The sequence below is a fragment of the Flavobacterium sp. HJSW_4 genome, from assembly GCF_042436695.1.
In the GTDB taxonomy this organism is placed as follows: Bacteria; Bacteroidota; Bacteroidia; order Flavobacteriales; family Flavobacteriaceae; genus Flavobacterium.
Genome location: NZ_JBHNPP010000060.1, coordinates 1 through 12,410, shown reverse-complemented (window position 1 = coordinate 12,410; position 12,410 = coordinate 1). Strand labels below are relative to the sequence as shown.

The window sequence follows — 12,410 nt, the reverse complement described above, 5'->3', positions numbered from 1 at the left end:
GAGTTATCCATTTGACGAGCTGGTGAGTAAACTTAACCTAAAGCGGGACATTAGCCGTTCCGCCTTGTTTGATGTATTGGTAGTATTACAGAATCAATCTCAAGTTTTAGGTTTAAGAAATGAAGAATCATTATCTGGTCTTCAGGTTGATTCCTATAACTTTACAAATAATACCGCTCAATTTGACATCAGTTTTAATTTCGCAGAATTAGACGGCTTGGCGTTGACTATCGATTACAATACAGATATTTATGATCTTGAATTGATAGGGCGAATGTTTGTTCATTTTGAGAATCTTTTGGCCCAATGTATTGAAGGACAAGATAAAGCTATTGGGAGCATCGATTATTTATCCCAAGCAGAGAGGCAGCAATTATTAGAGGAATTTAATGATACTGGGGCTGCTTATCCAAAGGATAAGACAATTATTGATTTGTTTGAAGAGCAAGCAGATAGAACTCCAAACAATATAGCGGTTGTGTTTGAAGGCAAGGAGCTGACTTATAAAGAAATCAATGAACAGTCCAATCAGTTAGGGGCTTATTTAAGAGAAACCTATAAGATACAGGCTGAGGATTTGATAGGAATAAAGCTAGAGCGAAGCGAGCAAATGATAGTGGCTATTTTGGGGATACTAAAGTCAGGAGCAGCTTATGTGCCTATAGACTTAAGTTACCCGCAAGAAAGGATAGCTTATATAGAAAAGGACAGTAATTGTAAAATTGTTGTTGATATAGAAGTGTTAAAACATTTTAACGAGCTTAAGGATAGGTATTTAAAAAGCAATGTGGAGAAAATAATCACTCCGCAAAATTTAGCTTATGTAATTTATACTTCTGGCACCACAGGAAACCCAAAAGGGGTAATGATCAAGCATAGTAATATTGTTAGATTGCTAAAGACAGATAAAGTGTTATTCGATTTTAATCCAGATGATGTTTGGACGATGTTTCATTCATATTGTTTTGATTTTTCGGTATGGGAAATGTATGGTGCATTATTTAATGGAAGTAAACTGGTGATTATTTCATTAGAAGCAGCAAGAAATCCGATAGCATTTCTTAATATTTTAATTCAGGAAAGAGTAACTATACTGAATCAGACGCCGTCTAATTTTTATAATTTATTACTTGAAGAATTAAAGAGATTGTCAAATGACCTTTCTTTACGTTTTATAATATTTGGCGGAGAGTCATTAAATCCTCAAAATTTATCGAGTTATGTTGAAAAATATCCGATGACAAAACTTGTAAATATGTATGGTATTACTGAAACCACAGTGCATGTCACTTACAAGGAAATCACCATTACAGAAATTGAGAACAATATAAGTAACATAGGTTTGCCTATTCCTACTTCAAGCTGTTATGTACTGGATGAAAACCAGAACTTAAGTCCAGTTGGCGTTCCAGGAGAGCTTTATGTTGGAGGAGAAGGACTTGCTAAAGGATATTTAAATAGAGATGACTTGACAAGTGAAAAATTCATTAAAAGTCCTTTTATAAAGGGGGAAACTTTGTATCGCTCAGGAGATATTGTAAAGGTTTTGAAAAATGGAGAGTTAGAGTATTTAGGCAGAAAAGACCATCAGGTCAAGATAAGGGGATTTAGAATAGAACTAGGTGAGATAGAAACGGCTATATCCCAATATTCAGAGGAGATACTACAGGTTATTGTTGAAGCCAAAGAGATAAATCAAGAGAAGGCTTTAGTGGCCTATTATGTTTCTAAATCAGAGATTGAAAAATCAGAAATTAGAAGCTATCTGCAAAACAAGCTGCCTGAATATATGGTGCCGAGTTTTTATATAGAGATAGAAAGTTTTCTGCTGACTGCTAATGGCAAAGTGGACAGAAAAGCGCTTCCAAATGTAACAGGTCAAGACATCATTAAAAAAGAATATGTAGCGCCAAGAAATGAAACTGAAGAAAAACTGGCTGCAATCTGGCAAGAAGTTTTAGGGATAGAAAAAATAGGAATAACCGATAATTTCTTTGAGCTAGGTGGTCATAGCTTGATGATTGGTCAAGTTGTTAATAGAATTTATAAACAATTAGGTAAAACAATATCCTTTAAAATATTTTTTGTCAATCCAACCATAAAAGCATTAAGTAGGCAATTAAAAAAAAGCGAATATTTACCTATACCCAAAGCAACACAAGCCCAAGCCTATCCATTAACAGCTTCACAAAGTAGATTGTGGATATTGAGTCAACTTGAAGGAGGTTCTTTGGCTTATAATATGCCAGCAGCTATTAAACTAACTGGAGCTGTTGATTATGATAAATTTGAAGAATCATTTAAATTGTTGATTCATCGTCATGAAATATTAAGAACGTATTTTAAAACCAATGAGGAAGGAGAAATCAATCAGTATGTGCTTGCTTCTGATCATATAAATTTTGCAATAACAGAAAAAGACTTTACTTCTGAAGAAGATCAACAAGGAGCAATTGCTGGTTATTTAAAGCAGACCAAAAATGAGCCATTTCACTTAGAGCATGCCCCATTGATTAGAGCTTCTTTACTTAAATTAAAAGCAGAAGAATATGTATTTTCCCTATCGATGCATCATATTATTGGAGACGGTTGGTCATTGGAAATATTAATTTCAGAGATTGCTAGTGTCTATAATGCCCTAAAAGAGGGGGTAGAAATAACATTACCTGAATTAAGGATTCAGTATAAGGATTATGCGGTGTGGCTTAATGAATCAATAGATGAAGAAAAGCATCAGATGGCAGAAAACTATTGGTTAGAGCAATTCTCTGGGGAACTGCCTGTTTTGGATTTACCGAGTTTTAAATCACGTCCTGTAGTTCAGACTTATAACGGATCTAGCTTTAATCATCGATTTTCAAAATCATTTTTAGAACAATTAAAAGGGTTTTCTCAATCTGAGGATGTTACTTTGTTTATGACCTTAATGACTGGTATAAAGGTTTTGCTTTATCGATATACGGGTCAAAATGATATTATAGTGGGAACACCTATCGCAGGACGAGACCATCCTGATTTGGAAAACCAGCTTGGACTTTATTTAAATATCTTAGGTATTCGCACCCGTTTTAATGATAAAGATAGTTTTATCGATTTGTTAAATCAGCAAAAGAATACTTTATTAGGAGCGTATGAACATCAAAATTATCCTTTTGATGCTCTTCTTGATAAATTGAATTTAAAAAGAGATACAAGCCGTTCAGCTTTATTTGATGTATTAGTAGTTCTGCAAAATCAGAACCAATTAAACAGTCTGTCTAAGGAAAATCTGAATAATATTAAAGTTGACAGGTATGATTTGAATAATGCTACCTCTAAATTTGATGTCAGTTTTACATTTATAGAAATAGAAGAGGGATTAGACCTTGTTATAGAATACAACACAGATATTTATGATACTTGTTTAATAGAGAGAATGTTTTCACACCTTGAGAATATACTAAGTGAGTCTATGACAGATTCAGGAATCGCTATTGCAGATATAAACTACTTAACTGTTGAAGAGAAACAGTGCTTAATGTTAGAGTTTAATAATACTGTGGCAGATTATGAGAAGGATAAGACAATAATCGATTTATTTGAAGAGCAGGTTGCCAGAACTCCGGATAATATTGGGGTTATTTTTGAGGATAAAGAAATTAGTTATAAGACGCTCAACGAACAGTCTAATCAGTTGGGTAGCTATTTAAGAGAGAGATATTTAATTACCTCAGATGATTTGGTGGGAATTAAAATCGATCGTAGCGAACAGATGCTTATAGCTCTTTTAGGGATACTAAAATCTGGGGCTGCTTATGTTCCAATAGATATCAATTACCCTGAACAGCGTATAGATTATATACAAAATAACAGTAATTGCAAAGTTTTAGTAGATGCGGATTTTCTTAAAGGATTTTATGAGATTCAGGAAAAATATTCCAAATCAAATCTTGTTAAGATTAATAAGGCTAATGATTTAGCGTATGTCATTTACACCTCGGGAACCACAGGAAATCCTAAAGGAGTAATGGTAGAACATAGAAATGTAATAAACTTTCTGTCAGGAATGAGTGACTCGATTTCTTTAAAAAAAGAAGATCACCTATTGGCTATAACATCTATCTCATTTGATATATCGATTCTGGAATTATTTTGGACTTTAACCAAAGGGATTACCGTTACTCTGAAAGGAGATAATACCACAATTAATAATTTTAATTCATTTCTAAAAGACTATTCAGAGACATTGGATTTTAGTCTGTTTTATTTTTCAAGTCAAGATGATTCTACAAATAATAAATATCAGTTTTTAAAAGAATCGGCGTTCTATGCTGATAAGAATAATTTTTCAGCAATATGGTTGCCAGAAAGGCATTTTCATGAATTTGGCGGGATATTTCCAAATCCATCAGTATTAGCTGCTGGTTTGTCTACTATTACAGAAAACATTGAGATTCGATCGGGAAGTGTTGTATTGCCTTTACATGATGTTGTAAGAGTAGCAGAAGAATGGGCTGTTGTAGATAATTTATCAAACGGCAGGGTTGCATTATCAATAGCATCTGGATGGCATGCAGATGATTTTGTATTGAACCCAGAAAATTTCTTAAACCGCCATGAGATAATGTATAGACAAATAGAGGAATTGAGAAGACTATGGGAAGGAGATTCTATCAAGAGAAAAAATGGCTTAGACAAAGAAATTGATATAAAAATATACCCAAAGCCATTTAATTCTAATTTAGAAATATACATAACTTCTGGAGGAAATTCTGAAACATTTAGAAGCGCAGGAAAAATTGGAGCAAATATATTGACTCACTTATTAGGTCAAGAAATAAAGGATTTACGTGATAATATTAAAATTTATAAACAGTCATTAGCTGAAAATGGTTTTTCTACTGAAAAAGCTAAAATATCTTTGATGCTACATACATATATAGGAACAGATATTGAAGAGGTACGAAATATTGTTAAGGAACCTTTTAAATCTTATCTTAAATCAAGTGTTGGCTTAATTCAAAAACTAGCCTCGGATCTGAATCGTGATATAACAAAAATAAAAGATGAAGATTTGAATGATTTACTGGAATTAGCTTTTGAAAGATACTGGCAAACCTCCGCCTTATTAGGCACAAAGGAATCTTGTAAAGAAATTCTTTCTAGTATTTATTCAATAGGTGTTACTGAAATAGCTTGCTTGGTTGATTTTGGAATTAAAGACGAAGATGTTCTGAATGGATTAGAAAATCTAACAGAGCTTAAAAATAATTATAAAAGAAGTAAATCTGATAAATCAAGTATCAATCCAATTACTACAATGCAGATAACTCCTTCTTATTTAGAAGCATTGTTAGAAGATCATAGTTCCAGATTATTTTTAAAATCATTGAAAAATATAATTGTCGGAGGAGAAAAATTTCCAGAACGATTACTAAATAATCTTAGATTGCATACTGACTCAATTATATATAATATGTATGGACCAACAGAAACTACAATTTGGTCAACTTTTCAAAAAGCTCAGGAAAACGCTGTATTGAATATTGGTAAACCAATACAAAATACCCAAATTTATATTTTGGATGATAATAAAGAATTGTGTCCAATAGGTGTAAAAGGATATTTATATATTGGAGGAGATGGACTCGCTAGAGGATATTATAAAGAAGAAAAATTAACAGCTGATAAATTTATTCAATTTAGTTCCTCTGATATTAGTAAGATAATTTACAAAACTGGTGACTTAGCCAGATGGTTACCAGATGGCACTTTAGAATATCTAGGAAGGCTTGATAATCAGGTTAAAATCAATGGATTCAGGATTGAACTTGAAGAAATTGAAAATACTTTATTAACGTTTGAAGGAATTAATAAGACTGTCGTAATTGCTAATAAAAATGAAGTAGGAAGCACAAATCTTATGGCATATTATGTAGGGTATAAAACGATTGATTCTACTGAATTAAAAGAATATCTTCATTATAAATTGCCATATTATATGGTTCCAAATCATTTTATTCATTTAGATGAAATCCCATTAACACCTAATGGTAAAATAGATAGAAAAGCTCTACCAAGTGTTGAAGCATTAGTCATTTTTAAGAAAGAATATGTAGCTCCAAAAAACAATATAGAAATAAAACTAATAGAAATATGGCAAAATGTTTTGGGAATTGAAAAAATAGGGATTAAAGACAATTTTTTTGATTTAGGAGGGAATTCTTTATTGATTATAAAAATGCTTAATGCTATAAATAAGGAATTTCAAACAAATATAACATTAATGGAAGGTTTTAATTTACCAAATATTTATGCTATTTCAGAACATATCTATTCTAATTTTAAAAATGGGTTATCGAGAGATAATAAAGAAAGTGAGAGTAAAACAGATGAGCTTTACAGAGTAATGGAAGAATCATATAATCTATTAAATTTTGATAACAATGAATCATAATGAATATTCTGGATTAGAAGTTGCAGTAATTGGGATGTCATTTAGAACATCAGGAGCTTCAACTTGGAGAGAGTTTTGGCAAAACTTACTTTTATCAAAAGAATCATTACTATTTTTAACGGATGATGAGTTGATCGAGTTGGGTATGAGTAAATCTTTAATCAAAAACAAGAATTATGTTAATTGTACTTCAGATTTGATAAATAAAGATTTTTTTGATTCTAAATTTTTTGGATACTCAAATGATGAAGCTAAGATGATGTATCCAGGACATAGATTTTTTCATGAATGTGTGTGGGAAGCATTAGAAGATGCTGGGTACATACCAGAAAATATTAATGAACCTGTAGGAGTTTATGCAGGAGCAGGAGATGATGTGCTATGGAAATCATATGTTGCACTTTCAGAAGAAAAAGAAAAAGTCAATGATTTTTATTTGAATAAAATTAATAATAAAGATTATTTGGCCACATTGGTTTCTTATAAATTAGGATTGAAGGGGCCTTCAATATCTATTAATTCGGCTTGCTCAACATCATTAGTTGCAATTCATACAGCCTGTAAGGCATTAATTTTTGGTGAAACCAAAATAGCAATTGCAGGAGCTTCTTCACTAATAAACAGTAATGTTAAAGGGTATGTGTATAACGAAGGATCAATTTTTTCAAATGATGGTCATTGCAAAGCTTTTGATAAGAATTCAACTGGAACAGTTGATGGTGAAGGAACAGGAGTAGTTGTTTTAAAAAGATTAAAAGATGCCATTGCAGATAAAGACAATATTTATGCTGTAATAAAAGGAAGTGCAGTAAATAACGATGGTGCTAATAAAGTAGGATACACGGCTCCAAGCATTGAAGGGCAAGTATCTTGTATTAAAATGGCTCAAAAATTTTCAAGAGTTGCATCAGAAACTATCAGTTATGTAGAAGCACATGGTACAGGTACAAAACTTGGGGATTCCATTGAAATTGAGGCACTTAATATTTCGTTTGATTATAATAAAAACATGCGATGTCCTATAGGATCTGTTAAAACAAACATAGGTCATTTAGATACTGCATCAGGTGTAGCCGGATTTATTAAAACAGTTTTGAGTTTAAAAAATAAAAAGATTCCTGCAAGCTTACACTTTAAAGAAGCAAGTCCAAATATAAATTTTGAAGGAGGGCCATTTTTTGTTAATGACAAGCTGTCCGAATGGAAATCTGATGGAACTACTCCTCTTAGAGCGGCAGTCAATTCATTTGGAGTAGGAGGGACGAACGCACACGTAATACTTGAAGAAGCTCCAAGTATTGACCGTAATTCTTTTGAGAAAGAGTATAAATTACTTGTTTTATCTGCAAAAACAGACACTTCTCTAAAAGAATACCTGAATAAATTAAATGATTTTTTAAAAATAGAACAAGATTTAAATTTGTCTGATATGTGCTATACATACCAGACTGGACGTCAAAATTTTGAAAATCGTCTTTCACTTACATTCAAAGATAAAAATGAACTGCAGGAGAAAATAGAAGCTATTATTGAGCAAGAGAAAACAACTGAAAAGATAAAAAACACGCAAAACTCAGTTGTTTTCATGTTTCCTGGACAAGGTTCTCAATATGTTAATATGGGGAAAGATTTATATGATTCAAATCCTATATTTAAAGAATATATGGATAGTGGTTTTCAGCTTTTAAATAAATTAACAAATAAGGATTTTAAAAAGATTATATATTCTGACAATTTTGAAGAAAGGCACATTATCAATGAGACTTCTTCTGCACAACCAATTATCTTTCTTTTAGAATATTCATTAGCTAAGCTATTAATAAATTACGGTATCGTACCAAGTCGTATGATTGGTCATAGTATTGGCGAATATGCAGCAGCTTGTATAAGTGGACTCTTTTCATTTGAACAAGCAATGAAATTAGTAATTAAGAGAGGAGAATTAATGAGCAGTTTGTCTAAGGGATCAATGATTAGCGCATCAATAGATGAATTAAAAGCCCAAAGCTTTCTTAATGACGAAATTTCACTTGCAGCAATAAACGGACCTGAGCAAGTGGTTTTTTCTGGAAATGATAATGCGATACAAGTATTAATTGAACAACTTACAGAAAAAGAAATACCTCATATTAAGCTTCACACATCTCATGCTTTCCACTCAAGCATGCAGGATTCTATTCTTAATGAATTTGAGAAGGAGTTTTCAGAAATTGAATTTAATGAAATACAAATACAGTTTGCTTCTAATTTAACAGGGGATTTAATTACAAAGAAAGAAGCAGCATCAGGTGAATATTGGGTAAATCAACTTAGGAATACTGTTAAATTTTCAAAAGGAATTCAAAATATTTTACTAGAAAATAATCTTGTTTTTATTGAGGTTGGAGCTGGAGGAGCATTAAGTAGCTTACTTAAACAGGAAAAAACGGATAAAAATATTAAAGCAGTAAATATTTTAAGACCAATAAAAACAATTGAGAATGATGAAAAGTATTTTTTAGAAAAACTCGGATTGCTTTGGACATTCGGAATAAAAGTGAAGTGGCAAGAGTTATACATAAATGAAGAAAGGTGCCGAATTTCCTTACCTACTTATGCCTTTGATAAAACAAAGTATCCTGCAGAAATAAATCTGGAGAAATTATTTAGTGCAAATAACCAGCATGTTGGCTTGATTAGTTTAGAAAATAGTTTTTATTTCCCTTCATGGAAACGATCAATTCTTAATCTTAATTCAGTTTTAGATTCTAAGACCTTTTTATTTTTTTCAGACGATTTAGATTTTTCGAAAGAAATAATTACAGAGATTTCAAGTAATGGTAACAATGTAATTCAAGTTCTGATAGGAGAATTTTATGTAAAACATTCTTCATCACTATATACAGTCAATCCATTTGACAGTAATGACTTTTATAAGCTATTTGAAGATATAGAACTTGGAGAAGTAACTATCTCCAATGTTATTTACTCATGGGGATTAAATATCGATTCAACGGATGTAGTGTTCTCTGAAGAAAATTTAGCATTCAATCTAATTTATTTTTGTCAGACAAGAATTATAAAAGCATGGAGTAATGGAAAAAATAAGAATATTTTTATAATTACAAATCAATTGCATAACGTACTTGGTAATGAAAATATTAATTATACACAGTCTTTGTTATTTGGATTGCTAAAGGTTTTGCCTCTTGAAAATCAGATTGCAACAGGAAATATTGATATCAATTTAAATGATGGTACTAAAAAAATGATTCAAGATGTTGTTTTTGAAATTCTAAACAATGACATGAAGTCAGAACGAATAGTTTCATACCGATTTGGTCAGAGATGGGTTCAGGACTTCCAAAAAAGTTTTCAGAATCTAAACAAAAAAGAATCATTAGTTATTAAAAAACAAGGAACTTATTTGATTTCAGGCGGTTTAGGGAATTTAGGTTTTTCAATAGCGAAGCATTTAATAGACAAATACCAGGCAAACGTAATATTGATTGGAAGAAGCAAGCTTGATAAAGAAGGAAATCAGTTGAATGAAAAAAGGTATCAGGAACTAAAAAAATTAAATGAGAATGTGATTTATCTAAGTATAGATATTTCAGATGTAGTTGAAATAGAGAAAAAAGTATTAGAAAACAAGGATTTATTCAATACTATCAACGGAATCATACATACTGCTGGGAATGTAGACAATAATGATGGTGAGTTACTCGAAAACACATCATTTGATAAGATGATAAAGATGTTGTCTGCCAAAGCGAAAGGAGTCGAAAATTTATATTATGTTTTCCAAAATTATGATCTGGACTTTATGTGGATGAGCTCCAGTTTGGCAGCGACTTTAGGTGGTATTAATTTAGGTGCTTATGCTGCAGCAAATGCTTATATAGATCATTTTGCTATTTGTAAATCAGGAAATTTTAAAAGTGTCCAGTTTCCACAAATAAATTTTGATGAAACCGTTGATACAAGTCATCTTAACATTTTGTCAGTTGATGAAGTAATTGAAGTGTTTGAAAAAAGTCTGGATATTAAATCTACAAATGTGGTTTATGTTTCTAAGGAAAACATTCCTTTAAAATTAAGCAACATATTTATGATTAAAGATATTGATTCTTATGATAAACATATCACTGAAAAAACGGAGAGACCATTTATGCAAACTGAATATCTATCTCCTCAAACGGATATTGAAAAACAACTTCAATTGATTTTTGATGATTTTTTTGGAATGACTGATATTGGGATTAAAGATGATTTTTTTGAACTGGGTGGAGATTCTCTAAAAGCAATGGTTTTATTGAAAAAGATTAGCAAAGAATTTAATGTTGAAATTGCTATAGGTGATTTTTTTAATAATAAGAATATACAAGATATTGCTAACTTAATAGATAAAGAAAGATGGTTGAATAGTAATGTTGAATTTAAAAATGAGATAACAATATAATATAATGAAGGATTTTTTAAATAAATTAAGAAAAAATAAAATACATATTTCTTTAGAGAATGAAAATCTTAAAATTAAATATAATGATAAAATTTCAAATGATATTTTAGAAGAACTGAAAGCTAGAAAAGAAGAAATTATTTCGTTTCTTAAAAATAGTAATCAATTTAAAAGTGTCGTTGTTATTCCAAATGTGATAAAGCAAAAAAGCTATCAAATTTCTTCACTACAGCAGCCTATTTGGTCAGTAAGCCAATTGAGTAAAGGATCTTCTGCATATAATATTTTAGAAATTTTCAATTTAAATGGTAAAATAAATAAGAATAATTTCGAATTATCTTTAATTGAAACAGTAAAAAGACACGAAGTTTTACGTACAATATTCAAAAAAAATGAATTGGGTGATGTAAGACAGTTTATTCTAAAGGAAGACGAATCAAAATTCAAATTAAATTTTCAGGACGTTAGAGAACAAAATAATGCAGAAGGAAACATAAAAGACATTCTAACAGCCGAAATTGATTATTCATTTGATTTATCAACAGATTCATTATTCAGATGTAGTTTGATTCAAAAGAACTCAGATGAATATATTTTATGTGTTAATATTCATCATATTATTTGTGATGGCTGGTCAATTAATTTGTTGATTAATGAAGTTCTGTCTAATTATAAAGTCCTGAATCAAAATAATAAGCTTAGCTTAGAACCTCTTAGGATACAATATAAAGATTATTCAGAATGGCAGCAAAATAATTTAAAAAATGGTTATTTTGAAAAACATAAATTGTATTGGACGAGCAAATTTGCTGATTTTTCAACACATTTGGAATTACCAAGTTTTAAACAGAGACCGAAAATTAAGACATATAACGGGAAGAAAATAAAATATCAATTTTCCGAAGATATTTCGAGCAGATTATTTAATATAACTAAAAATAATAGCACTACTTTATTTTCATCATTAGTTTCGGTTGTTTATCTTTTGCTTTATAAATACACCAATAATAATGATATTACGATAGGGACTGTTACTGCGGGAAGGGTAAATCAAGATGTTGAAAATCAAATCGGCATCTATGTTAATACTTTGGCGTTACGAACAAAATTTGAAAAAAATAATAACTTTAATGATCTTCTCAAGAATGTGACAACTACCTTGTTTGAAGCAATTGAATATCAGGAATACCCATTTAATGAACTAATTAATGATTTAAAACTTAAAAGAGATATAAGTAGATCACCTCTGTTTGATGTAGTAGTGGTACTTCAAAATCAGAATAAAATATTTAGTAACGAATCTGTTTTAGATGGCTTAAAGGTATCTAAAAACAATAATTTTCAAAAAGAGTCTAGCAAGCATGACCTTAACTTTGAGTTTTTTGAATCTAAAAATTCAATTGAACTAGAACTAGAGTTCAATACAGATATTTATGATGCTTTATTTATAGAGCGAATGTTTGTTCATTTTGAGAATCTTTTGGCCCAATGTATTGAAGGACAAGATAAAGCTATTGGGAGCATCGATTATTT

General features: G+C 30.6%; 3 protein-coding genes. All 3 read left to right on the top strand.

The window, feature by feature from the left end; genetic code table 11:
• Positions 1–6,436, top strand: a 6,436-nt coding sequence (locus tag ACE01P_RS23960) for an amino acid adenylation domain-containing protein (protein ID WP_379701580.1), incomplete at its 5' end; no start/stop codon positions are given.
• Entirely contained in the window at positions 6,426–10,877 is a 4,452-nt protein-coding gene (locus ACE01P_RS23955; RefSeq protein ID WP_379701579.1) for a beta-ketoacyl synthase N-terminal-like domain-containing protein, read from the top strand. The genes ACE01P_RS23960 and ACE01P_RS23955, both read left to right, overlap by 11 nt.
• A gap of 4 nt (positions 10,878–10,881) precedes the next feature.
• Positions 10,882–12,410 (top strand): condensation domain-containing protein (locus ACE01P_RS23950; RefSeq protein WP_379701578.1); only part of this gene is annotated, 1,529 nt, incomplete at its 3' end.

Bases quoted from the DNA above. Each gene is read 5' to 3' on its own strand.
- ACE01P_RS23955 (WP_379701579.1), top strand. From the start codon at position 6,426: ATGAATCATAATGAATATTCTGGATTAGAAGTTGCAGTAATTGGGATG.